Source organism: Micromonospora sp. NPDC051006, assembly GCF_044456245.1.
Lineage (GTDB): Bacteria > Actinomycetota > Actinomycetes > Mycobacteriales > Micromonosporaceae > Micromonospora.
Genome location: NZ_JBITFP010000005.1, coordinates 18,925 through 42,004 on the forward strand (window position 1 = coordinate 18,925; position 23,080 = coordinate 42,004).

The following is a 23,080-nucleotide window of genomic DNA, read 5'->3' on the forward strand; positions in this document are numbered from 1 at the left end:
GACCCTGTTGATCAAGAGGTTTGCGTCACCGGAACGCCTCCGGATGACGCAAACCTCTTGATCATTTTGGGCCCACCGTCAGGGTCAGGCCTGCGGTCAGGTGCGGGCGCAGGTGATGGTTGGTAGCGGGTTGGTGCCGGTGGTGGTGGCCAGGAAGCCGAACGTGGTGGTGCCCTCCGGTGGGACGGTGCCGTTCCAGGAGACGTTGCTGGCTGTCACCGACGTGCCGGACGTGCTCTGGGTGGCGCTCCAGATCTGGTTGATCGACTGCCCGCCGGGCCAGGTCCAGCTCGCCCTCCAGCCGGCGAACGGTGTGCTGCCGTGGTTCATGATCGTGACTTCACCCTGGAAGCCGTCCTGCCAGGCGCTGACCACCCGGTAGACCGCCATGCAGTCCCCGCCGTGCGGCGGCGGGGTGGTCGGGTCCGGCGGCGGAGTGGTCGGGTCGGGCGGCAGGGTGCCTCCCGCTCCGACCCCGGTCACCTCCCCGTTGCCGCCGTCGAAGGCGACGTCCGAGCAGCCGAAGAAGTTCTCCTGGCTGTCCGAGCGCACCCAGCGCGAGTAGATGATGTGCCGGCCGCTCTTGCCGGTCGGCAGGTTGCCGCTGAAGTAGTAGTGCCCGTCGTTGGTGCCGACCGCGCCCCGCTGCGGTGGGTTGGTCACCGTCAGGAACGGCTGCTCCTCCAGGTCGCTCCAGGCCAGCGCGCGGGTCGGGCTCCAGCTGTCCTTGGTGACGTAGAAGTAGAACGTGCCGGGGTGGTGGGCCCAGTTGCTGTACCGGAACTCCATCCGCGCCCCCGCGGTCAGGTGGGTCAGCGGCCAGTCCGTGCGGGCCAGGTTGTAGCCGGTGTAGCCGGGGTTGTCGCCGCTGCACAGCTGCCCGTCCGGGATGAAGCCGACGGTCCGGCCGCCGGCGTCCGAGCGCAGCACGCTGAACCAGTTGTAGAGCGAGTTGGCGCCGCTCTGCGCCACGGCGGCGGAGCAGGCGGGGTTGTTCGGCCGGATCTCACCGGTCGGGCTGAGGCCGTCCTTCCAGCACAGGAAGGTCCGGCTGCCCGGGGTCATCGCGGCGCCGTGCGCGGCGGCCGGCTGCGGCCCACTGACCAGAGCGACGGCCCCCACCACGAGGGTCGCGGCCGCGGTGAGCAACGCGGCCGTACGGGAACGGTTCACGGGTTCTCCTGACTCGCGGAGCGCGCCCTGCGGACCGCCTCCCGCGATGCGGGGTGGCCCGACCGCCCCGCTGCGACGAGCGGATGCGACGGTTGCGGCGCCCCGCCCGGACGGGCGAGCGCCACCCACGGTCCGCCTCGCGGACCGGCGCCCTCGCGTGCTGTGGAACCCGGCTGCCGGCGGCAGCGGCAGCCCACCGCACCGCCCGGCATGCGCCATCCCACCACGCGGCGCGGCAGTGACGCAATAGCTCTTCCTCGATGTGTCAGTCCACCCTCAGAGCAGCTTCTCCAGGGTGATCGGCAGCTCGTACTGGCGGCGGCCGGTGGCGTGGTGCACGGCGTTGGCGATCGCGGCGGCCGCGCCGACCACGCCGATCTCGCCGACGCCCTTGATCCCGATCGGGTTCACCACCTCGTCGTGCATCTCGACGGTGTCCACCACCACGTCCGGGGCGTCCGCGTTGACCGGCACCAGGTAGTCGGCGAGGCTGGCGTTGGCCCAGCGCCCCATCCGCGGGTCCATCCGGGTGGCCTCCAGCAGCGCCTGACCCAGCCCCCAGAGCATCCCGCCCATCAGCTGGCTGTGCGCCATCTTGCGGTTGAGCACCCGGCCGGGGGCGAAGACGCCGACCATTCGGCGCACCCGGACCACACCGAGGTCGGCGTCCACCGCCACCTCGGCCATCTGCGCGCCGAAGGTGTGCACGCCGTAACCGGCGTCCTGCGGCGGCGGGTTCCAGGTGCCGAGCACCTCCACGTCCGGGGTCATGGTCCGGTGCATCAGGTCGGCGTACGTCTCCCCGACGTCGGGGCGGTCGCACAGCACCATCTTGCCGTCGCGGACCTCCACCCGGGCCGGGTCGGCGCCGCGCAGCGGCGAGTGGTCGTCGCCCACCGCGCGGCGGATCAGCTCGTCCCGCAGTTGGCACGCCGCCACGTGTACGGCCGACCCGACGGCGCTGGTGCCGGCGGAGCCGACCGCGGCGGTGATGTTGGGCAGGTCGCTGCTGCCCCCGACGAACCGCACCCGCTGCACCGGCAGGCCGAGCGCGTCGGCGGCGACCTGGGTCATCGCGGTGAACACGCCGGTGCCGAACTCCGAGACGCCGGCCTCGACGACGGCGGTGCCGTCGTTGTAGAGCCGGGCGCGGGCGCGCTGCGGGTTCACCGGCTGGGTCACCGGGTAGAGCGCGCTGGCCATGCCCGTGCCGATCAGCCACTGACCCTCCCGGCGGGAGCCGATCCGGGGGTCGCGGTCCCGCCAGCCGAACAGGTCGGCCGCGCGCTGGTAGCACTCCTTGAGCCCGCTGCTGGACCACGGCTGGCCGCTCTCCGGGTCGGTGTCGGAGTAGTTGCGCATCCGCAGTTCCAGCGGGTCGATGCCGATCCGCTCGGCCAGCTCGTCCATCGCGCACTCCAGCGCGAACATCCCGGTCGCCTCGCCGGGCGCGCGCATGAAGGTCGGGGTGATGGTGTTGCCGCGGACCAGGTGGTAGATCCCCTCGTAGTTCGGGCTGGTGTACGCCACCGCCGGGCTCTGCAGCGACGGCTCCGCCCAGTCGTCGAAGGGCGAGGTGAGGGCGAACTTGTGGTGGCGCAGGGCGGTGATCCGCCCGTCGGCGCGGGCGCCGATGGTGATCCGCTGCTCCTGTTCCTCCCGGTGCCCGCACGAGGTGAACATCTGCTCCCGGGTCAGCGCCAGCCGCACCGGGCGGCCCACCTGCCGGGCGGCCAGCGCGGCCAGCGCCGGGTGGTGCCAGACCATCGCCTTGGAGCCGAAGCTGCCACCGACCGCGTGGCTGACCACGCGGATCGAGATCGGCGGCAGGCCGAGCAGTTCGGCGAGGGTGAACTGGACCGAGTTCGGGCCCTGGGTCGAGTCGTAGACGGTCAGCCGGTCGGCGTCCTCCCAGACCGCGGTGCTGGCCGAGGGCTCGATCGGGTTGTGGTGGTTGGGCGCGAACCGGTAGCTCGTCTCCACGCGGATCTCCGCGTCCGCCAGCGCCTTGGCCACGTCGCCGCGCGACGCCTGCCCGGGCAGCAGGCCACCGAAGATCCGCTCCGGCACGTACGCGCGGTCACGGCCCTGGTCGAGCAGGGTGGTCGGGGTGCTGGTCTCGTACTCGACGCGGATCAGGGTGGCGGCGTGGTCGGCGCGTTCGATGGTGTCGGCGACGACGACGGCGATCGGCTGGCCGGCGTAGTGGATCGTCTCGTCCTGCATCGGGAAGAAGGTCTGCCCGGGTGCGGCCAACCCGGCCAGCGACGGCAGCAGCCGGGGCACGGTGGCGACCCGGTCCAGGGTGCGGTGGGTGAGCACGGCCAGCACCCCCTCGGCCCGCTCCGCCTCGCTGGTGTCGATCGTGGTGATCCGACCGCTGGCGATCTTCGCGTTGACCAGCACCGCGTGGGTCAGGTTGGGCACCGGCACCTCGGCGGAGTAGCGCGACTCGCCGCGTACCTTGAAGCGGCCGTCCACCCGGTTCAGGGTGGCGCCGATCGCCGGGCTCATGCCGTCTCCTCCCGTTGCGCCATCGCCGTCAGGGCGCGGACCATCGTCCGCCGGGCAAGTTCGATCTTGAACGCGTTCATGCCGTGCGGCACCGCCCCGGCCAGCTCGGCCTCGGCGGCGCGGGTGAACGATTCGACGGTCGCCGGGGCGCCGTCGAGCACCTGCTCGGCCGCGCGGGCGCGCCAGGGCTTGGTGGCCACTCCGCCGAGGGCCAGCCGGATCTCCGCGATGCGACCGCCGGCCACCGACATGGCCACCGCGACGGAGGCGAGCGCGAACTCGTACGACTCGCGGTCACGGATCTTGATGTACCGGGAGGTGGCCGCGACCGGGAGGGCCGGCAGGTCGATGCCGGTGATCAGCTCGCCGTGGCTCAGCGGGTGCTCCCGTTCCGGGGTCTGCCCCGGGAGCAGGTAGAAGTCGTCGATCGGGATGCCGCGTGACCCGCCCGGCCCCTCGGTGCGCACCACCGCGTCCAGCGCCACCAGCGCCACCGCCAGGTCGGACGGATGGGTGGCGATGCAGCAGTCGCTGGTGCCGAGCACCGCGTGTCCCCGGTTGACCCCGTCCAGGGCGCTGCACCCCGTGCCGGGGGCGCGTTTGTTGCAGGGCGCCTCGGTGTCCCGGAAGTAGCTGCAGCGCACCCGCTGCAGGAGGTTGCCGCCGAGGGTGCCCATGTGCCGCAGTTGCGGGGAGGCGCCGAGCACCAGCGCCTCGGTCACCACCGGGTAGCGCCGAGCCACCGCCGGCTGCTCGGCCACGTCGCTCATCCGGGCCAGTCCGCCGAGCCGCAGCCCGCCGTCCGGCAGTTCCTCGATCTGGTTCAACGGCAGGTCGTTGATGTCGACCAGGCGGCGGGGCTGCTCGACGTAGATGCGCAGCAGGTCGACCTGGGTGGTGCCGCCGGCCAGGAAGGCGCTCTCCGGGTCGGCGGCGACCGTGCCGATCGCGGTGCCGACGTCGGAGACCCGCGAGTAGCTAATCGGCCGCACGGTTGCCCTCCTCGTCGCGGACCCGCCGGATGGCGGTGCGGATGTGCGGGTACGCGGCGCAGCGGCAGATGTTGCCGCTCATCCACTCCCGGATCTCCGCGTCGTCGCCGGCGTGCCCCTCGTCCAGCAGCGCCACCGCCGACATGATCTGCCCCGGGGTGCAGTAGCCGCACTGGAAGGCGTCGGCGTCGAGGAACGCCTGCTGCATCGGGTGCAGCGTGTCCCCGTCGGACAGTCCCTCGATCGTGGTCACCTCGCGGTTCTCGCAGCTGATCGCGAGCGTGAGGCAGGCCAGCACCCGGCGTCGGTCCACCCAGACCGTGCAGGCGCCGCAGGCCCCCTGGTTGCACCCCTTCTTGGTGCCGGTCAGCTCGAGTCGGTCCCGCAGGGCGTCCAGGAGGCTGACCCGGGGCTCGACGAGCATCCTGCGGGCCGCCCCGTTGACCCGTAGCCGGACCTCCACCTCGCCCGGCCCCCGGACCACCGCGCTGTCCGGCGCCGGCGCGGTCCGCGTCGCCTGGAACGACTTCGCCACCTCGCACCCCCTCGTGTTCGGCCCGACCATATATTCCGAATCGTTGCGTCTTACGGCATATGGTCGGACTTGCCTCGGCCGGGAACGCCCGGCCGGACGACACGCCGGAACGGGGGCGGGGACGCGTGCGGGACGTCTTCGACGAGCTGCACCGCCACTGGCGGGCCGGCGAGCCGGTCGCGCTGGCCACAGTGGTGGCAACCTGGCGGTCGGCGCCGCAGCCACCCGGCGCCGCGATGCTGGTGGCCGCCGACGGCACGGTCACCGGCAGCGTCTCCGGCGGCTGCGTGGAGGCCGACCTCTACGAGCGGGCGCGGGCGGTGCTCGACACCGGCGTCCCCGAGCTGACCCGCTACGGCGTCACCGACGATGACGCGTACGCGGTGGGCCTGACCTGCGGTGGAGTGCTGGACGTCTTCGTGGAGCGGGTCGAGGCCGCCGGCTTCCCGCAGCTCGACGCGGTCGCCGCCACCCGCCGTGCCGGCCGTCCGACGGCCGTGGTCACCTGCGTCGAGGCGGACGCCGGAGACCCGCCCGGCACGGCGACACCTGCCGACCCGGCCAGCCGGCTCGGGCGGCGGCTGGTGCTGGCCGACGGCCGCGTGACCGGGTCGCTCGGCAGCGACCGGCTGGACGCCGCGGCCGCCGACGACGCGCTGGGCCTGCTCGCCGCCGGGCAGAGCGGGGTGCTCCGGTACGGCTACCACGGGGAGCGTCGCGGCAGCGGCGTCAGCCTCTTCGTCGCCGCGTACGCCACCGCACCACGGATGATCGTCTTCGGGGCCATCGACTTCGCCGCGGCGGTGGCCCGGATCGGGGCGTTCCTCGGCTACCGGGTGACCGTCTGCGACGCCCGAGGAGTCTTCGCGACCGCCCGGCGCTTCCCGGACGCGGACGAGGTGGTGGTCGACTGGCCGCACCGCTACCTGCAGGCCGAGCTGGACGCCGGCCGGGTCGACGGGCGGACGGTGGTCTGCGTGCTCACCCACGACCCGAAATTCGACGTGCCGGTGCTCGCGCTGGCGCTACGACACCCGCTGGCGTACGTCGGGGCGATGGGATCGCGGCGCACCCACGACGAGCGGCGCAAACGCCTGCGCGAGGCGGGGACCAGCCCGGCGCAGCTGGCCCGGCTCGCCTCACCGATCGGGCTGGATCTGGGCGGGCGCACCCCGGAGGAGACCGCGGTGAGCGTGGCGGCGCAGATCGTCGCGGGTCGCTGGGGCGGCACCGCCCGGCCGCTGGCCGAGCTGGCCGGCCCCATCCACCACCCCGTCGCGTCCGGGCCGGACCAGCCGGGCGGGTAGCGACCGACGAGGCGCGCGCGGCCGGGACGCCGGATGCTCGTTCTCTCGCGCGCCGTGCCGGCCACGTGCGACAGGATCTCCTTAGACGCGACGACGGGTTCGTGACCACCGCGACCGGGCGGCGCGGCAGCAGGCGACGAAGGGAGGACCGGGATGGGATACACCGTGGTGCTCGGCGAGGCACTGGTCGACCTGCTCGACACCGAGTGCGGTGGCGCGCCGGTCTACCGCCAGGCGATCGGCGGTGCGCCGCTCAACGTCGCGGTCGGGGTCGCCCGGCTCGGCGGAGCGGCGCAGTTCGTCGGGTCGTTCGGCGACGACGCGCTGGCCGGGCGGATCCGCGCCTTCCTGACCGCCGCCGGCGTGGGGCTGGACGGCGCGGTCACCGTGCCGGCGCCCACCGCGCTCGCGGTGGCCACCTTCGCCGGAGCGGAACCCGACTTCCGCTTCTACGGTGAGCCGCCCTCGTACGGCCTGCTCACCCCCGAGGACCTGAACGTCGCGCTGGTGGACGGCGCCGACGTGGTCTACTGCGGTTCGATCGTGCTGCTCCAACCGCCCGTGCTCGCCGCCGCGCGCCGGGCCTGGTCGCTCGCGACCGGCCTGCGGGTCTTCGACCCGAACGTGCGGCCCCGGCTGCTGGACGGGCCGGCCGCGCTCGCCGGGCTGCGTGACGTGGTGGCCGAGTTCGCCGCCGGGGCGCACCTGGTCAAGCTGAGTGGCGCCGACGCCGAGCTGCTCTATCCCGGTGAGCCGGTGGAGGGCGTCGCCGCGTACCTGCGCGAACTCGGCGCCGCCACGGTGGTGGTCACGCTCGGCGGTGACGGCGCGGTGCTCGCCGCCGCCGGGGCCGACCCGGTGCTGGTGCCGGCGCCCCGGGTCAACCCGGTGGACACCACCGGGGCCGGCGACTCGGTGATGGCCGCGCTCATCGCCGACCTGCTGGTCGACGGCGAGCCGACCGAGCCGGCCGGCTGGGTCGACCGGGTGGCGTTCGCGCTGCGCGTGGCCGGCCTGGTCTGCGAGTCTCCCGGCGGTGCCACCGCCATGCCCACCCGGGCCGACGTCCTGCAGCGCTTCACCCGCTGACCTTCGCCCCGCTCGCCGCGAGGGTGAGGACGGCGGTGAGCGAGAGAACGACCGCCCCCGCCACCACCGCGGCCATCGGCACCGCGCTGCCCTCGCCGCCCAGCCCGGCGAGCGGGGCGGCGAGCGCGCCGATCACCGACTGGACCGTACCCATCAGGGCCGCCGCCGTGCCGGCGTGGCGAGGATGCCGGTCCAGCCCCAGCGCCGTGCTGTTCGGTGTCACCATGCCGAGCGAGCCGACGAAGAGGAAGAGGCACGCCGCCACCACCCACGGGCTGCCGGCCACCGCGCCGACCAGCAGCCCGGCCGCGGCCACCGTGCCGACCATCAGGGCACGGGTCAGCAGACTGCGTGGGCTCGTCCGGTCGAGCAGCCGCGCGTTGGCCTGCCCGGCGGCGACCAGGGCCAGCGCGTTGAGCCCGAAGATCAGGCTGAAGACGGCGCCGGAGACGCCGAACACGTCCTGGAAGACGAACGACGATCCGGAGATGTAGGCGAAGAGACCGGCGAAGGCCAGGCCCTGGGTCAGGGCGTAGCCGAGGTAGACCCGGTCGCCGGCCAGCGATCGCATCGTCCGGGCGGTGGCGGCCAGACCGCCGCTGCTGCGCCGCTCGGCCGGGAGGGTCTCGGGCAGCCGCCAGGCCACCGCGGCGGCGAGCAGCAGGCCGATCACCGCGAGGACCACGAAGACCACCCGCCAGGAGCCGAACCGCAGCACCAGGCTGCCGACGCCGGGCGCGGCCACCGGGGCCACCCCGAAGACGAGGGTGAGCCGGGAGAAGTACTTCGCGGCAGCCCGCCCGGAGTGCAGGTCGCGGACCACGGCCCGGGCGACCACCACACCCATCCCGCCGGCGAAGCCCTGGGCGAAACGCGCCGCGGCCAGCGCCGGGGCGTTCGGCGCGATGGCGCAGACCAGCGACAGCAGGGCGTACGCGGCGACGCCGGCCAACACCGGCCGGCGGCGTCCCCACCGGTCGCTCAGCGGACCGGTGACCAGTTGGCCGAGGGCCATCCCGATCAGGCAGGTGGTGAGCGAGAGCTGGATCTGTGCCTGGTCGGCCCCGAGGTCCCGGGTCATCTCCGGGAACGCCGGCAGGTACATGTCCAGCGACAGCGGTCCGAACGCGGTCAGCAGGCCGAGCAGCGCCAGCAGGCCCGGGCCGGTCCGCGCCGGGCCGGTGGCCGGTTGCCCGGCCGGTGCCGACGGCATGGTCGGTTGGGTCGTCTGCGCCACGAGAGGTCTCCCCACAACGATCGTCTCGGGTACCTTAGCTCTGTGTTCAGAGGTATTTCCCGCCGAAGTGGGTGAGGTCATGTCGAACGGCCAGGACGCAGCGCGGCTCGGTGCTGCCGTGGGCGAGCTCTACCGGTTGCTGCGCCGGTCGGCGAACCAGCGGGCCAACCACGCCGCGTTGCCGCTGGCGCAGGTGGAACTGCTGCTGGTGATCCGCGCCCATCCGGGAGTGAGCGTCAAGGAGGCGGCCGGGCGGCTGCGCACGGCGCCGAACACCGTCAGCACGCTGGTGGGCGACCTCGCCACCGCCGGGCTGTTGGAGCGCGAGCGCGACGCGACTGACGGCCGGGTGGTGCGACTCCGGCTCACTCCGGCGGCCCGCGACCGGATGGCCGACTACGAACGGCACCGCACCGAGCTGCTCACCGAGGCGCTGGCCGAGCTCGACCCGGCCGCCCGGGACGCGCTGAACACCGCAGTTCCGCACCTGGACCGGCTCGCCGTGCTGCTGGGCGGACCCACCTGACCGCTCGACGCGCCAGCTCCGCTCGACGACGAGGCCGCCGCCCCGGCCGCCCACAGCCACCCGAAGACCGGCGTCAGAGGGTGCCGTCGAGTTCGGCGAGGCCGCGGCGGGCGGCGACCAGGGCAGCCTGGGGGCCGAACGGTGCGCCGGCGGCGATCTGTTCCGCCGGGGTGCCGGCACGGTGCCCGGACCGGATCAGCCCGGCCAGCTCGACCAGCTGCCGGTGCTGGGCCCGGACGAACTCCGTGCCGACCGGGGTGCCGTGCCCGGGGATCACCACCGTGCCGGGGGTGGTCAACCGGAGCAGGTCGGCGACGGCGTCCGGCCACCGCAGTGGGTAGGAGTCCTCGAAGGCCGGCGGTGCGCCCTGCTCCACCAGGTCACCGGCGACCAGCACGTCCGCGTCCGGCACGTGCACCACCAGGTCGCCGTCGGTGTGCCCCGGACCGGGGTGACGCAGCAGCACCCGCCGGCCGCCGACGTCGAGCACCGTCTCGCCGCGTACCGGGTGGGTGGGCGCGAGCAGCTCGGTGGCGGCCAGCGCGGGGGCGAGCGCCGGCCACCCGGCGCGCACCTCGGCGTACGCCTCCCGGCGCAGCCGCTCGGGGTGCTCGCGCAGCAGGGCCGCGACCCGCTCGTGCGCGTAGACCGGACGGGGCGGGTCGGCGGCGAGGGTGGCGTTGCCGAAGCAGTGATCGAAGTGGTGATGCGTGTTCACCACCGTCCACGGCGCGGCGGTGACCGCGCGGGCGGCGGCGGCCAGCTCGGCGGCCTGCCCGGTGGTGGAGAGGGTGTCCACCAGCAGCGCGGCGCCGTCGCCGACCACCAGCGTGACGTTCACCGCGAGCAGCGGCTCACGCAGCACGTGCACCCGGTCGGCGACCTCGACGAACCGGCCGGTCATGCGTGCCGCGCGGCGCGCTCCACGAACCGTCGGCGGTCGACCACCATCCGCTCCACCCGACCGTCGGCAACGATGCCATCGCCGTCGGTGACGGTCACCTCGAAGGCCAGCCGCCGTCCGTCGACCTCGGCCAGCCGGGCCTGCGCCCGGACCGTGCGCCCGATCGGGGTGGCGGCCCGGTGCTCCAGCTCGACCCGCAGCCCGACGGTGGTGGTGCCGGCCGCCAGCCGGGCGGCGGTCGCCGCGACCGTCGCGGCCTCGGCGAGCGCCAGGACGCGGGGCGTGCCCAGCACCGGCACGTCGCCCGAGCCGAGCGCCTGCGCGGTGTCGGCGTCGGTGACGGTCAACTCGACCACGGCGGTCAGCCCCGGGGCGAGCGCGGGGTCCGGCTGCTCCTGCATGGCCCACAGCCTAGGCGCTGCCTCGCCGCGCTGGTGGTCGGCGTCGGTCGATGCCCGGGCCGCCGCTAACCTTGACCGCGATGGCCGTCGTGACTGACCCCCAGCCCCCCGCCCGGACCGACCCGCCCGCGTCGCCCGACGGCGGGCGTCGCCGTCTGGTCGCCATGGCGATCTGGGGAGTCGCCTTCGTCGCCGGATGGCTGGCCATCGGCCTGCCCACCGACCCGGCGTACGCGTTCCTCTGGATCTGGGCCGGCACCATCGCCTGGAACTCGTCCCGGCCGTGGCGCAGTCACCTGCGCTTCGCCCGGGACTGGGTGCCGGTGGTGCTGCTCTTCGCGGTCTACAACCTCTCCCGCGGCTTCGCCGACAACGGGGCCACCCCGCACGCCTACGAGCTGGTCGTCGCCGACCGGTTCATGTTCGGCTGGGCGACCGGCGGGCAGGTGCCCACCATCTGGTTGCAGCAGCACCTCTACCGGCCGGAGGTGCACTGGTGGGACGTGCTGGTCAGCTGGGTCTACTTCTCGCACTTCGTGGTGGCGCTCACCGCCGCCGCGGTGCTCTGGCTGCGTAACCGGGCGCGCTGGGGGGCGTACATGCGCCGGTGGGGTTTCCTCTGCGCCGCCGGCCTGGTCACCTACTTCGTCTACCCGGCGGCCCCACCCTGGTGGGCGGCGCAGAACGGGTTGATCGAGGAGGTCGCCCGGATCTCCACCCGGGGTTGGAAGGAGTTCGGCATGCACGGCGCCGGCAACCTGCTCAACGCCGGCCAGATCGCGTCGAACCCGGTGGCCGCGATGCCGTCGCTGCACACCGCCTGGGCGCTGTTCGTGGTGCTCTTCTTCTTCAACACGACCCGTCGGCGCTGGTGGCCGCTGCTGCTGGCCTATCCGCTGGCGATGACCTTCACCCTCGTCTACTCGGGCGAGCACTACGTGATCGACGTGCTGGTCGGCTGGGCGTACGTCGGGATGACCTTCCTGGTGGTCGGCCTGGCCGAGCGCTGGTGGGCGGCCCGCCGGGCCCGCCGTGGACCGCCCGACGACCCGACCCCGGTGAGCGCGGCGGCGACCGATCCGGCTCCAGCCGGCGACGCGGTTTCGGCCGGCGACACACCGACAGTCTCCGCGACCACCCGCTGACGGGCCGGTCGGCGACCTGTCGGGCGCGCCGGCCGGGTCAGCCGGCCCGGCGGGCGGCGTGGCTCCGCCTCGTCAGCTCGGCGGCGATCGCCCAGGCCTCGGCGACGTCGCGGTCCTCGGCCGCCGTGCCCGGGCCGCCCGCGGTGTCCGCGTGCACCGTGGCCAGGCCGAGCCGCCGTTGCAGCGGCCCCTGCACCACCCGCACGCTCTGGATCCGGGCGTACGGCACGACGGCGGCCTGGCGGGTGAGCAGCCCGGACCGGACCGCGAAGACCCGCTCGTGCAGCCCCGCGCCGAGCGCGCCGCGACTGAGCGGGTGCAGCCAGCGTGCCCGCGGCGGCGGCGGGCTGAACGGCAGCCCGGCCAGCTGTACCCCGGGCAGCACCTCGGCGACGATCATCTCGGCGGTGGGCAGCCCACCGACCGGCAGCAGCCGGTCCGGGCGGTTGCGCTCGTCGGCCTCGCCGATCGAGTAGCCGGCCACCTCCAGGCGCAGCCGGAGCCAGCCCTTCATCCGCCAGAGCAGCGGCCAGGTGGCCCGCAGCGTCTGCACCCGGTCCAGCGGGACGGTCTGCGCCCGGGTCTCCAGCAGGCCGTTGCGCACCCGCAGCGTCCCCTCGTCGCGGGCCAGCCGGAAGTTCCAGTCGTCGAGCACCCGGCGCACCGGTTGCAGCAGCACACCGGCCATCGCGGTGAGGGTGCTCGCCACCGCGATGAACGACCAGGAGTCCTCGGAGAGGAACTGCGCCACCACGAAGGCCACGCCGAACGGCAGCAGGAACGCCTGCGGGGTGAGCAACTGGCTGACCAGCAGGTCCTGGTTGCGTACCGCGTGCAGCGGCCGGCCGGGCGGCACCGTCGCCGGCGTCGCCGGTGCACCCACCGCGACCGACGGCGGGGCGGTCGTGCCAGCTGCGGCGGCCGGGGCGGCGCCCGGCTGCCCGGCCCGGCCGGCCAGGATCAGCAGCCGTTCCCGCAGCGCGGCGGCGTCGGCCACGCTGAGGTACGCCAGCGGCGCCTCGGTCTTGCCGCCGCCGACCACCTCGAGGCGCAGCTCGGCGAGCCCGGTGAGCTGCGCGAGCAGTGGCCGGACCACCTCCACGGCCTGCAACCGTTCCAGCGGGATGGCCCGGGTCCGCCGCCAGAGCAGCCCCTCGTGGACGCGCAGTTCCCGGCCGACCACGTGGTAACCGGTGTTGTACCAGCTGATCACCGAGAGCACCGTCGCACCCAGCGCCAGGACGGCGACCATCGCGGCGAACCAGCCGAAGCCCACCCGGGACAGCGTCGACCAGGAGAGCCCGGCGATCACCACGACCAGTGACTTGGCCCCGTGCAGCGCTGGGCTCAGCGGGTGCAACCGCCGCCGCGGCTCCTCCGGGCCACCCGGCGTACCGGGGGCGGGCGGTGCGTACGGTCCGGCTGGCTGCGGCGCCCCGCCGGGCGGATACGCCACCACCGGGTACGGTGGCGCGCCGCCGTATGGCGGCCCGGGATGCGGCGGCGGCCCGGGGTACGGGACCGCCGGGTACGGCGCGGCGCCCGGCTCGCGGGGCGGCCCGGGGTCCGGCGCCGACGGACGGGGACCCGGCTCGGCCGGAGCGTCGCTCATCGGGGCGGCCCCACGGTCACCGGCGGCGAGCCGGGCCGGCCGGTCACAGCCCCTCCGCCCGATCTTCGCCCAGGGCGGTGAGCCGGTCGCGCAGCCGGGAGGCCTCGGCCGGCCTCAGTCCGGGCACCCGGGCGTCGCTGGCTGCGGCCGCGGTGTGCAACTGGACGGTGGCCAGGTCGAAGGCGCGCTCCAGCGGCCCGGCGCTGACGTCGACGAACTGCATCCGGGAGTACGGCACGATGGAGAGCCGGCGGACCAGCAGCCCGTGCCGGACCAGCAGGTCGTCGTCGCGCTCGGCGTAGCCCCAGGCGCGGACCGCCCGGACGATGGAGAAGGCCCGGACGGCGCCGAGCAGCAGGGCGACGGCGAGGCCCACGCCGAACAGCCAGTGCCCGCTGAGCGCCCAGCCGATCACCGCCACCAGCACCACGACGGCCAGCACCACGGCGAGCCGGACCAGCTCCACCCAGATCAGGTCCCGGGAGATCGGTTGCCACCGGACGGTCTCCGGCCAGGGTTCCAGCGGCCCGGGGACCGGGCCCGGCGGGGCGGACGGCGGGCCGGGCGTCGGCGTTGGCGGCGGTCCGGCGGCGGCCGGCCGCCCGGTGGACTCCGCTCCGGTCACCGTCGAGATCCGTTCTGCGCGCTCACGCTTCGAGCGTAGGCGATCCGGACAGCGGTGCGACCGCACGCAGGAAGCCCCGGGCGTCGAGAAAATCGCCGAGCGTCTCGCGGTGGGTGGCGCAGGCGAGCCAGGTCTTGCGCCGGTCGGCGTCGTGCAGGCGGGGATTGTTCCACCGCAACGCCCAGAGCGCCGGTGCGCGACATCCCTTGGCCGAGCAGATCAGCGGCTCGTCGGCGGGGGAGGGGGAGCTCATCCCGGCCAGTCTAGGTCGGCGGGGAGAGAAGTTGAGCGCCGGGCGGCCACGGGGGGAGCCGCCCGGCGACGGGGTGAATCGTACACGCGGTCAACCGGTACCTGTCCACCCCGAGAATGGCGATTCGACCGGCTGGGACGGCGCGGCGAAAATCGGCTTCTCCCCACCTCGGCACTCAGCCGGGCATGCGAGTCTTGATACGCACCACGCCGCGACAACCGATCATGCTGTGGAGGACCGGTGGCCCAGCCGACCACGCCCGACGCCCCGACACCGAACGGGGCGGCACCGCAGCCGCCCGCGCCGGCGACCACTCCCGCCGAGGACGCGACCCTGCTGGAACGGGCGCTCTTCGAGATCAAGCGGGTGATCGTCGGGCAGGACCGGATGGTGGAGCGGATGGTCGTCGCCCTGCTCGCCCGTGGTCACTGCCTGCTGGAGGGGGTCCCCGGGGTGGCCAAGACCCTGGCCGTGGAGACCCTCGCCAGGGTGGTCGGCGGCTCGTTCGCCCGGGTGCAGTTCACCCCGGACCTGGTGCCGGCCGACATCATGGGGACCCGGATCTACCGGCAGTCCAGCGAGAAGTTCGACGTGGAGCTCGGCCCAGTCTTCGTCAACTTCCTGCTCGCGGACGAGATCAACCGCGCGCCGGCCAAGGTCCAGTCGGCGCTGCTGGAGGTGATGAGCGAGCGGCAGGTCTCCATCGGCGGGGAGACCCACCGGGTGCCGGACCCGTTCCTGGTGATGGCCACCCAGAACCCGATCGAGCAGGAGGGTGTCTACCCGCTGCCGGAGGCGCAGCGGGACCGCTTCCTCATGAAGATCGTCGTCGGCTACCCGACCGACGCCGAGGAACGGGAGATCGTCTACCGGATGGGCGTCGCCGCGCCGGAACCGTCGGCGGTGTTCAGCACCCCCGACCTGATCGCGCTGCAACGCAAGGCCGACCAGGTCTTCGTGCACAACGCGCTGGTCGACTACGCGGTCCGGCTGGTGCTCGCCACCCGCGCCCCGGCCGAGCACGGCATGCCGGACGTCGCGCAGCTGATCCAGTACGGTGCGAGCCCGCGCGCCTCGCTCGGGCTGGTCCGGGCCACCCGGGCGCTGGCGCTGCTGCGCGGCCGGGACTACGCGCTGCCGCAGGACGTCCAGGACATCGCCCCGGACATCCTGCGCCATCGTCTGGTTCTCAGCTATGACGCGCTCGCCGACGACGTGCCGGCCGACCACATCGTGCACCGGGTGATGTCCACCATCCCGCTGCCCTCGGTCGCGCCCCGGCAGCAGGCCACGCCGACGCCGACCGTCGCGCCGCCGGGCGCCGGGTGGCCCGGGCCGCGCCCGTGACCTCAGCCACCCCTCGCCCCGCCACCGGTGACCGCTCGGAGGCCGTGCTCTCCCGGCTCCAACTGCTGGTCACCCGCAAGCTCGACGGACTGCTCCAGGGCGACTACGCCGGCCTGCTGCCCGGCCCGGGCAGCGAGGCGGGGGAGTCGCGCGAGTACCGGCCCGGCGACGACGTGCGCCGGATGGACTGGCCGGTGACCGCGCGTACCACCATGCCGCACGTCCGCCGGACGGTCGCCGACCGGGAGCTGGAGACGTGGCTGGCGGTGGACCTCTCGGCCAGCCTGGACTTCGGCACCGGGCAGTGGCTCAAGCGGGAGGTGGTGGTGGCCGCCGTGGCCGCGATCACCCACCTGACCGTCCGCGGCGGCAACCGGATCGGCGCGGTGGTCGGTACCGGCGGCGGCGCACCGTCGACCGGCCGACGCCGTGGCGTACCGCCGGCGCCCGGGCCGGGGGTGCTGACCCGGCTCGCCGCCCGCAACGGCCGCAAGGAGGCGCAGGGCCTGCTGCGTGCGATCGCCGGCACCGACGTCCGGCCCGGCCGCAGCGACCTGGGCGCCCTGGTCGACATGCTCAACCGGCCGCCCCGGCGGCGCGGCGTGGCGGTGGTCATCTCCGACTTCCTCGCCCCGCCCGAGCAGTGGGCGCGGCCGCTGCGCAAGCTGCGGGTACGTCACGACGTGCTGGCCATCGAGGTGGTCGACCCGCGCGAGCTGGAGCTGCCCGACGTCGGGGTGCTGCCGGTGGTCGACCCGGAGACCGGCGAGCTGCACGAGGTGCAGACCGGCGACCCGGCGCTGCGCCGCCGCTACGCCGAGGCGGCCACGGCCCAGCGGGCCGCGATCTCCGCCGCGCTGCGTTCAGCCGGCGCCGCCCATCTGCGACTGCGTACCGACCGAGACTGGCTGCTGGACATGGTGCGCTTCGTGGCCGCGCAGCGGCACGCCCGCACCCGGGGGACGACACGATGATCCGTTTCTTGCAACCGTGGTGGCTGCTGGCCGTGCTGCCGGTGCTCGCCCTCGCCGCGCTCTACGTGTGGCGGCAGCTGCACCGCCGGGCGTACGCGATGCGGTTCACCAACGTGGACCTGCTGCGCACCCTCGCCCCGAAGGGGCTGGGCTGGCGGCGGCACGTGCCGGCGACCGCGTTCCTGCTGTGCCTGCTGGTGCTGGCCACCGCCCTGGCCCGTCCTGCGGTGGACACCCGGGAGCCACTGGAACGGGCCACCGTGATGCTCGCCATCGACGTGTCGCTCTCCATGCAGGCCGACGACGTGGCGCCGAACCGGCTGGAGGCCGCCCAGGAGGCGGCCAAGCAGTTCGTCGGCGAGCTGCCGGAGAGCTACAACCTGGGGCTGGTCTCGTTCGCGAAGTCGGCGAACGTGCTGGTGCCGCCGACCAAGGACCGGGGTGCGGTGACCAGCGCGATCGACGGGCTGGTGCTGGCCGAGGCGACCGCGACCGGAGAGGCGGTCTTCACCTGCCTGGAGGCGATCCGGTCGGTGCCCGCCGACGGCGCGGCCGAGATCCCGCCGGCGCGGATCGTGCTGCTCTCCGACGGCTACCGGACCTCCGGCCGGTCGGTGGAGGAGGCGGCCGCCGCCGCGCAGGCGGCCAACGTGCCGGTCTCCACCATCGCGTTCGGCACCGACGGCGGGCAGGTCGACATCGGCGGGCAGTTGCAACGCGTCCCGGTGGACCGGCTGGCCCTGGCGGAGCTGGCCGAGACGACCGAGGGGTTCTTCTACGAGGCGGCGTCGGTGAGCGAGCTGAAGCAGGTCTACCAGGACATGGGCAGCTCGATCGGGTTCCGTACCGAACCTCGGGAGGTCACCCAGTGGTACGCGGGAGTGGCGCTGCTGCTCGCGCTCTGCGCCGGCGCGCTCAGCCTGCTCTGGTCGTCCCGGATGCTGTGACGGCCGGCCGTCCTCGTGGTCGGCCGGTTTGAACTCGGTCGACCGCGAGGGCGGCGGGTCGGTGTCGGGGAACCGGCGCGGTGTGCGGGTCAGTGACCGGCGAGGACGAAGACGACGGCCACCCAGACGGCGGCGAGGGTGAATCCGAGCGGGGCGATGTAGCGGCTCATGAGGGGGCTCCGGGTGGCGACTGGACGGCCCATGGGCAGGGGCGGTCCGTTGAATGGATCAGGACGCGCACACGAAGTCGTGACCGGGCGGCTCCCGGGGCCGCCCGGGGTGTGGGCAGCGCGGCTCACGATCCCCGGCGCGGGGCCGGGGAGCGGAACGGGCGGGAGCGGAGCTGGGTCAGCTCACCTGCTGGAGCCGTGGCTCAGCGGGGCTGACGATCGGCCCGGCCACGACTAGGAGGATCGCTATCTCGCACAGCGATCACCTCCTGCGGTCGGCGGGGCCCGGAACGTTGATGATCGTACACCCCGGGATGCCCCGCCGCGCACTCGGCCGACCGGCCTACCGCGCCCCCTCCCGGTGGCCGAGGCGCCCCGTGCCGGCCGGCTCCGGACACCGCCCGGGGTGGCCCGTGGAACGGGGTGGGCGGCCGGTCGGAGCGGGGCGCGTGTCGTCGCGCCGGGGGTGCGGCCACCGCCCGACGACCAGGGCCGCCAACAGCAGCGCCAGCACCGGCAACCAGCCGAGCCGGGCGACCACCCAGCCCGCGCCGTCCGGCGGGGTGTGCAGGCCGGGCAGCGCCGCGCCGGCGCGGGCGGCGAGCGCGCTGACCCCGACCAGCACCGGCTGGTGCCAGAGGTAGATCCGCACCGCGTTCCGGTTGACGGCCTCGACCGCCCGGCCGGGACCCCGCCGGGCGGTGAGCCGCAGCAGCGCCGGCCGGGCGAGCAGCCCCAGACCGATCTGGGTGCCCGCCAGGGCGACCGCGAGCAGCGACGGCGGATTCAGGTTGGACATCGCCGCACCGGGCACCCCGACGGCGCTCGCCGGATAGCCGGCGGCGATCAGGGCGGCGAGGGCGACCGCCCCGCCGAGCGCCAGCCCGGCCGCCGGCCGACGCCCGGCGAGCCGCCCGTCGGCATGTGCCAGCCCGAGCAGGTACGGCACCGCCCAGGCGGCCAGCAGGCTGACCGGCAGCAGCCCACCGGCCGTCGGCAGCAGCCGGGCGGCGAGGTCCGCCCCGGCCACCGCGGCGACCGCCGGCGCGGCGCACCACCACGGACCCCACCGGCGTACGGCGGCGCGCAGCGGGACGGTCAGCGCCACCAGGGCAGCGAGCGGCAGCAGGAACCACAGCGGGCTCACCGCCAGGGTCAGCGCGACCGCGAGGGTGCCGTCCGGGGTGCCGACGACGGTGGCCACCAGCAGCACCGCGGCGCCGGCGCCGAGCAGCGCGACGGTGGGCAGCACCAGCCGCCGCAGCCGCCGGGCGAGCCAGCCGGCCGGGCCGCCCCGGTGCCGGGCGACCGAGCGGGCCGAGGCGTACCCGGCGGTGAAGAAGAAGAGCCCGAGCGTCTGCAACAGCCAGGTGGCCGGTGCCAGGGCGGGCATCGCGGCGAGCGGACTGGCCTGGTGCAGCGACCCGTCGGAGGTGAGCACCAACCCGGTCACCAGCCAGTGCCCGAGCACCACCCCGCCGACGGCGTACCCGCGCAGGGCGTCGACGGCCCGGTCCCGGGTCATCGGGCCACCCCCGGGCCGGCGGTCCGGGCCGCGCCGGAACCGCCCGGCTGGTGGTCGCCGCCGACGGTGGCGGGCCGGGTGCCGGTGCTGCCGGTAAGCGCGACCGAGACCAGCGCGGCCAGCGTCGCGCCGCCGGGAACCAGGTAGCCGTCGTGTCCGTGGACGCCGGTCACCGGCAGGATGTGCGCCCCGAAGCCGGGGGCGGCCGGCCGTCGACCGTGCCCGAGACCGGGCAGCCGGACCGCCGGCACCCGCCGGACCCAGTCGTCCGCCGCCTCGGCCGCCCAGACCCGCCGGTCGGCGCCGAGCGCCGTCGCCCGGTCCGCCCCGGTGCCGATGCCGCCGAGGGTCACCACGTCAGTGACCTGCGCCGGGGCGTCCGCCGCGGCCAGCCCCACCACCAGCGCTCCGTAGCTGTGCCCGACCAGCGTCACGGTGGCCGCCGGACGGTGCGCGACCAGCGCGCCGAGCAGGCCGCCGAGCGCGACCGCGCCGTGTCGGGCGTCCGTCGAGCCGGCCGCGGTGAGCACCCCGTCCGGCGGGTCGTAGCCGAGCCAGGCCAGCACCGCCACCCGGGCGTTCGGGTCGGCCGCCCGCAGCGCCCGGTACAGCTCGTCGGCCTGCACCGCCGGGGCGCGCCGGGCCACCCCGCCCAGCCCCCGGTCGAAGTCGCGCAGGGTGCTGCCCACCCCGGGCACCAGCACCACGATCCGGTCCGCGGTGGTCAGATCGCCGCGCACCTCCACCGCGCGTCCGTCGCCGCGCGGGTCGAAGAGCAGGAACCGGCGGCCCTGGGCCGCCCAGTCGGCGTACGGGGGGCCGGCCGCGCGCATCGCCGCAGCGGTGACCGGGTACGCCTCGACGAAGGCGCCCGCCGCGACCGGCTCCGCCGGGCCGGGCAGGACCAGCCCGACGCCGAGCAGGGCGGCCAACCCGGCCCGAGTGGCACGTGTCCAGTTCATCGCGTCTCTCCCTTCCGGATCTTCCGGTGGGAGAGTGCGGGCGGCACCACGGTGTGGACGTCACCCCGCAGAGCCGGGTTCGCCCCGGTACCCGGGGACTACTCGCCGGCGGCGACCAGACCCGTCTCGTAGGCCAGCACCACCGCCTGGGCCCGGTCACGCAGGTGCAGCTTGGCCAGGATCCGTCCGACGTGCGTCTTCACGGTCTGCTCGGCGACCACCAGGTCGGCGGCGATCTCCTGGTTGGAGCGGCCCCGGGCGATCAGCCGCAGCACCTCGGTCTCCCGCGGGGTCAGCGCGGCCAACTCGACCGGGCGGGGTCGGCGCCGCTCCGGCCGGGCCGCGAACTCGGCGATCAGCCGGCGGGTCACCGCGGGGGCGAGCAGCGCGTCCCCGGCCGCGACCACCCGCACGGCCTGCACCAGGTCGGCGGCCGGGGCGTCCTTGAGCAGGAATCCGCTGGCCCCGGCGCGCAGCGCCTCGTAGACGTAGTCGTCCAGGTCGAAGGTGGTGAGGATGAGCACCCGCGGCCGCTCGGCGGGCCGGTCGCCGAGCAGCTTGCGGGTCGCGGCGAGCCCGTCCAGCACCGGCATCCGCACGTCCATCAGCACCACGTCCGGGTCGAGCCGGCGGGCGGCGGCGACCGCCTGCGCGCCGTCCGCGGCGTCACCGACCACGAGCAGGTCCGGCTGGGCGGCCAGCAGCGCCCCGAAGCCCTGCCGCACCATCGCCTGGTCGTCGACGATCAGCACCCGGATCATCGCTCCCCGTCCTCCCGGTCACAGGGCAGCAGCGCGTCCACCGCGTAGCCGCCGTCGTCGCTGGGTCCGGCGGTGAACGTACCGCCGAGGGAGACGGCCCTCTCCCGCATGCCGGTCAGCCCGTGCCCGCCGCCCCGCCCGGCCGGTCCTGGCGTGCCGCCGCCGTCGTTGACCACGCGTACGGCCAGCTCGCCGTCGCGGGCGCGCAGCGTGACGCGCACCACCGCGCCGGCGGCGTGACGGGCGGCGTTGGCCAGCCCTTCCTGGACGATCCGGTAGGTGGCCAGGCCCACCGGTGCCGGCGGCTCGGTGGGGACGTCGCTGTCCAGGGTCACCGCCATGCCCGCCCGTTCGGCGGACTCGACCAGCGCGGGCAGCTCGGCGAGGCCGGGCTGCGGTGCGGTCCGCGCCTCGTCCGACTCGCTGCGCAGCACGCCGAGCAGCCGCCGCATGTCGGTCAGCGCCGCGCGGGCGGAGTCGGCTATGGCGACGAACTCGGCCCGCGCCGGCTCGGGCACCGCGTCGAGCCGGTACGGCGCGGTCTCCGCCCGTACCGCGAGCATCGACATGTGGTGGGCGACCACGTCGTGCAGCTCCCGGGCGATCCGGGTGCGCTCCTCCAGCACTGCCCGGCGGGCCTTCTCCAGCTCGCTCAGCTCGGCCTGCTCGGCCAGCGCACGACGGGTGCGGACGTTGCGTCCCACCAGGTCGCCGAGGAGGAGAAGCACCAGGAACAGCAGGCAGACACCGACCTGGTTGTTCGGCGAGACGAAGATCCAGACCGGGATGAGGCTGAACAGCCCGACCCAGGCCAGGACGGCCCGGTCGACCCGTGCGGCCACGACGGTCAGCACCACGATGATGATCAGGATCTGGGTGGGGCTCCACGGCCAGTCGTCCGTCGGGCGCCGGTTGAACGTGCCGAACAACTGCCCGAGGAACATGATCCGCCAGGCCCACAGCGGCCGGGCCAGCAGGAGTGGCAGCGGTGCGACGGTGAGGATCGCGATCAGCCACGCGGTGGCGACGGGCAGCTTTCGCGAGTCGAGCAGGAACTGCGCGGTGATCAGGGTCAGCGCGACCAGCGCGAACAGCCCGACGGTCGGGGCGAGCGCGGCTGCCCGGGGCCAGCGCCGCAGCGGTAGCCGGACCGCCGGGTAGTCCGGCCCGGCGAAGGTGCGGCGCAGGGCGGCCAGGGCGCCAAGCAGGTGACGGCGATCCACCCTCCGCAGGGTAGTTCGGCAGGCCGGCCGGGTCGTGCTCCCGCAGGGTGATCCCGCGGGTCGTACCACGGTACGACGTCGGGGTGGTTAGTGATTACCCTGCGGTAACGCCTAGTCTCCAAGCCGCAGCGATCTTTGGAGAGGAACCACCGTGGCTCGTACAGTGCTGGTTACCGGAGGTAACCGGGGGATCGGCCTGGCCATCGCGCAGGCCTTCGCCAAGCAGGGCGACCGGGTAGCGGTCACGTACCGCAGCGGCGAGGCCCCCGAAGGCTTCTTCGGCGTCCGGTGTGACGTGACCGACGCCGAGTCGCTGGACGCGGCGTTCACCGCAATCGAGGGGGAGCTGGGGCCGGTCGAGGTCCTGGTCTCCAACGCCGGGGTCACCGACGACACGCTGCTGCTGCGGATGTCGGAGGAGCAGTTCACCCGGGTGCTGGACACGAACCTGACCGGCGCGTTCCGCTGCGCCAAGCGCGCCTCGGCCAAGATGCTCCGGGCCCGGTGGGGCCGCATGATCTTCGTCTCCTCGGTGGTCGCCCTGTCCGGCGGCGCCGGTCAGGTCAACTACGCCGCCAGCAAGGCCGGCCTGGTCGGTGTGGCCCGCTCGATCACCCGGGAGCTGGGCAGCCGCAACATCACCGCCAACGTGGTCGCGCCGGGCTTCATCGACACGGACATGACCGCCGTGCTGACGGACGAGCGCAAGGCGGAGATCCGCAAGTCGATCCCGGCGGGCCGGATGGCGACCCCCGACGAGGTGGCCGGCGTGGTCACCTGGCTGGCCGGCGACACCGCGGGCTACATCTCCGGCGCCGTCATCCCGGTCGACGGCGGCCTCGGCATGGGCCACTGACG

General features: G+C 74.7%; 22 protein-coding genes. 8 read left to right on the forward strand and 14 right to left on the reverse strand.

Annotated features, from left to right (window positions below; genetic code table 11):
• Nucleotides 1-96: 96 nt before the first annotated feature.
• The 4 genes from ACIBBA_RS10855 to ACIBBA_RS10870 all read right to left on the reverse strand — a co-directional run bounded on the left by ACIBBA_RS10855 (nucleotide 97) and on the right by ACIBBA_RS10870 (nucleotide 5,163).
• A complete protein-coding gene (locus tag ACIBBA_RS10855) occupies nucleotides 97-1,173 on the reverse strand; it encodes a lytic polysaccharide monooxygenase (RefSeq protein WP_396695973.1) in 1,077 nt (358 codons plus the stop codon).
• 276 nt (nucleotides 1,174-1,449) lie between these two features.
• Nucleotides 1,450-3,687: a xanthine dehydrogenase family protein molybdopterin-binding subunit gene (locus tag ACIBBA_RS10860; protein WP_396695975.1), complete on the reverse strand. Its 2,238-nt coding sequence runs from the start codon at nucleotides 3,685-3,687 to the stop codon at nucleotides 1,450-1,452.
• Nucleotides 3,684-4,679: an FAD binding domain-containing protein gene (locus ACIBBA_RS10865; RefSeq protein WP_396695977.1), complete on the reverse strand. Its 996-nt coding sequence runs from the start codon at nucleotides 4,677-4,679 to the stop codon at nucleotides 3,684-3,686. Before ACIBBA_RS10865 ends, ACIBBA_RS10860 begins: the two co-directional genes overlap by 4 nt.
• Complete coding sequence (locus ACIBBA_RS10870) at nucleotides 4,666-5,163, reverse strand: (2Fe-2S)-binding protein (RefSeq protein ID WP_396696487.1); 498 nt, start codon at nucleotides 5,161-5,163, stop codon at nucleotides 4,666-4,668. The genes ACIBBA_RS10865 and ACIBBA_RS10870 overlap by 14 nt, the downstream gene beginning before the upstream one ends.
• Before the next feature lie 176 nt (nucleotides 5,164-5,339).
• Between ACIBBA_RS10870 and ACIBBA_RS10875 the strand changes: the two genes are divergently transcribed.
• Both ACIBBA_RS10875 and ACIBBA_RS10880 read left to right on the forward strand, forming a co-directional pair.
• The gene (locus tag ACIBBA_RS10875; RefSeq protein ID WP_396695979.1) at nucleotides 5,340-6,521 is read left to right on the forward strand and encodes an XdhC family protein; all 1,182 of its coding nucleotides are present in this window, start codon (nucleotides 5,340-5,342) and stop codon (nucleotides 6,519-6,521) included.
• A 153-nt stretch (nucleotides 6,522-6,674) separates the two neighbouring features.
• Nucleotides 6,675-7,610 carry a carbohydrate kinase gene (locus ACIBBA_RS10880; protein ID WP_396695980.1) on the forward strand — a complete coding sequence of 312 codons (936 nt, stop codon included), beginning with the start codon at nucleotides 6,675-6,677 and terminating at the stop codon, nucleotides 7,608-7,610.
• Here ACIBBA_RS10880 and ACIBBA_RS10885 read toward each other — a convergent pair.
• Nucleotides 7,600-8,847 (reverse strand): multidrug effflux MFS transporter, encoded by a 1,248-nt coding sequence (locus tag ACIBBA_RS10885; RefSeq protein WP_396695981.1) that lies wholly within the window; start codon nucleotides 8,845-8,847, stop codon nucleotides 7,600-7,602. The two genes, ACIBBA_RS10880 and ACIBBA_RS10885, sit on opposite strands and share 11 nt — an antisense overlap.
• 79 nt (nucleotides 8,848-8,926) lie before the next feature.
• On the opposite strand from ACIBBA_RS10885, the gene ACIBBA_RS10890 reads away from it, so the two are divergent.
• Entirely contained in the window at nucleotides 8,927-9,373 is a 447-nt protein-coding gene (locus ACIBBA_RS10890; RefSeq protein WP_396695982.1) for a MarR family winged helix-turn-helix transcriptional regulator, read from the forward strand.
• A gap of 73 nt (nucleotides 9,374-9,446) precedes the next feature.
• Here the strand turns inward: ACIBBA_RS10890 and ACIBBA_RS10895 are convergent, their stop codons facing one another.
• Nucleotides 9,447-10,277 carry an MBL fold metallo-hydrolase gene (locus ACIBBA_RS10895; RefSeq protein ID WP_396695983.1) on the reverse strand — a complete coding sequence of 277 codons (831 nt, stop codon included), beginning with the start codon at nucleotides 10,275-10,277 and terminating at the stop codon, nucleotides 9,447-9,449.
• On the reverse strand, nucleotides 10,274-10,678 hold the full coding sequence (locus tag ACIBBA_RS10900) for a thioesterase family protein (RefSeq protein WP_396695984.1): 405 nt from the start codon (nucleotides 10,676-10,678) through the stop codon (nucleotides 10,274-10,276). The genes ACIBBA_RS10895 and ACIBBA_RS10900 overlap by 4 nt, the downstream gene beginning before the upstream one ends.
• 80 nt (nucleotides 10,679-10,758) lie before the next feature.
• Here ACIBBA_RS10900 and ACIBBA_RS10905 point away from each other — a divergent pair, with 80 nt between their 5' ends.
• Nucleotides 10,759-11,823 carry a phosphatase PAP2 family protein gene (locus tag ACIBBA_RS10905; protein ID WP_396695985.1) on the forward strand — a complete coding sequence of 355 codons (1,065 nt, stop codon included), beginning with the start codon at nucleotides 10,759-10,761 and terminating at the stop codon, nucleotides 11,821-11,823.
• 37 nt (nucleotides 11,824-11,860) lie between these two features.
• Here the strand turns inward: ACIBBA_RS10905 and ACIBBA_RS10910 are convergent, their stop codons facing one another.
• The 3 genes from ACIBBA_RS10910 to ACIBBA_RS10920 are packed head-to-tail and all read right to left on the reverse strand — an operon-like array spanning nucleotide 11,861 to nucleotide 14,313.
• Nucleotides 11,861-13,435 (reverse strand): PH domain-containing protein, encoded by a 1,575-nt coding sequence (locus ACIBBA_RS10910; RefSeq protein ID WP_396695986.1) that lies wholly within the window; start codon nucleotides 13,433-13,435, stop codon nucleotides 11,861-11,863.
• Between the two features lie 43 nt (nucleotides 13,436-13,478).
• Nucleotides 13,479-14,060: a PH domain-containing protein gene (locus ACIBBA_RS10915; RefSeq protein ID WP_396695987.1), complete on the reverse strand. Its 582-nt coding sequence runs from the start codon at nucleotides 14,058-14,060 to the stop codon at nucleotides 13,479-13,481.
• Nucleotides 14,061-14,082: 22 nt separating this feature from the next.
• Nucleotides 14,083-14,313: a hypothetical protein gene (locus ACIBBA_RS10920; protein WP_396695988.1), complete on the reverse strand. Its 231-nt coding sequence runs from the start codon at nucleotides 14,311-14,313 to the stop codon at nucleotides 14,083-14,085.
• 240 nt (nucleotides 14,314-14,553) lie between these two features.
• Between ACIBBA_RS10920 and ACIBBA_RS10925 the strand changes: the two genes are divergently transcribed.
• From ACIBBA_RS10925 to ACIBBA_RS10935, 3 genes are read left to right on the forward strand one after another with little or no spacing between them, the layout of a single operon-like run.
• Nucleotides 14,554-15,660 (forward strand): AAA family ATPase, encoded by a 1,107-nt coding sequence (locus tag ACIBBA_RS10925; protein ID WP_396695989.1) that lies wholly within the window; start codon nucleotides 14,554-14,556, stop codon nucleotides 15,658-15,660.
• On the forward strand, nucleotides 15,639-16,634 hold the full coding sequence (locus tag ACIBBA_RS10930; protein WP_396695991.1) for a DUF58 domain-containing protein: 996 nt from the start codon (nucleotides 15,639-15,641) through the stop codon (nucleotides 16,632-16,634). Before ACIBBA_RS10925 ends, ACIBBA_RS10930 begins: the two co-directional genes overlap by 22 nt.
• Nucleotides 16,631-17,581 (forward strand): VWA domain-containing protein, encoded by a 951-nt coding sequence (locus ACIBBA_RS10935; protein ID WP_350872808.1) that lies wholly within the window; start codon nucleotides 16,631-16,633, stop codon nucleotides 17,579-17,581. The genes ACIBBA_RS10930 and ACIBBA_RS10935 overlap by 4 nt, the downstream gene beginning before the upstream one ends.
• 513 nt (nucleotides 17,582-18,094) lie before the next feature.
• Here ACIBBA_RS10935 and ACIBBA_RS10940 read toward each other — a convergent pair.
• The 4 genes from ACIBBA_RS10940 to ACIBBA_RS10955 all read right to left on the reverse strand — a co-directional run bounded on the left by ACIBBA_RS10940 (nucleotide 18,095) and on the right by ACIBBA_RS10955 (nucleotide 22,222).
• Nucleotides 18,095-19,276: an acyltransferase family protein gene (locus tag ACIBBA_RS10940; RefSeq protein WP_396695993.1), complete on the reverse strand. Its 1,182-nt coding sequence runs from the start codon at nucleotides 19,274-19,276 to the stop codon at nucleotides 18,095-18,097.
• On the reverse strand, nucleotides 19,273-20,238 hold the full coding sequence (locus ACIBBA_RS10945; protein ID WP_396695995.1) for an alpha/beta hydrolase: 966 nt from the start codon (nucleotides 20,236-20,238) through the stop codon (nucleotides 19,273-19,275). Before ACIBBA_RS10945 ends, ACIBBA_RS10940 begins: the two co-directional genes overlap by 4 nt.
• Nucleotides 20,239-20,336: 98 nt before the next feature.
• A complete protein-coding gene (locus ACIBBA_RS10950; protein ID WP_396695997.1) occupies nucleotides 20,337-20,999 on the reverse strand; it encodes a response regulator in 663 nt (220 codons plus the stop codon).
• Nucleotides 20,996-22,222 carry a sensor histidine kinase gene (locus tag ACIBBA_RS10955; protein ID WP_396695999.1) on the reverse strand — a complete coding sequence of 409 codons (1,227 nt, stop codon included), beginning with the start codon at nucleotides 22,220-22,222 and terminating at the stop codon, nucleotides 20,996-20,998. Before ACIBBA_RS10955 ends, ACIBBA_RS10950 begins: the two co-directional genes overlap by 4 nt.
• 151 nt (nucleotides 22,223-22,373) lie before the next feature.
• On the opposite strand from ACIBBA_RS10955, the gene fabG reads away from it, so the two are divergent.
• A complete protein-coding gene (fabG, locus tag ACIBBA_RS10960) occupies nucleotides 22,374-23,078 on the forward strand; it encodes a 3-oxoacyl-ACP reductase FabG (RefSeq protein ID WP_281573264.1) in 705 nt (234 codons plus the stop codon).
• Nucleotides 23,079-23,080: the final 2 nt, after the last annotated feature.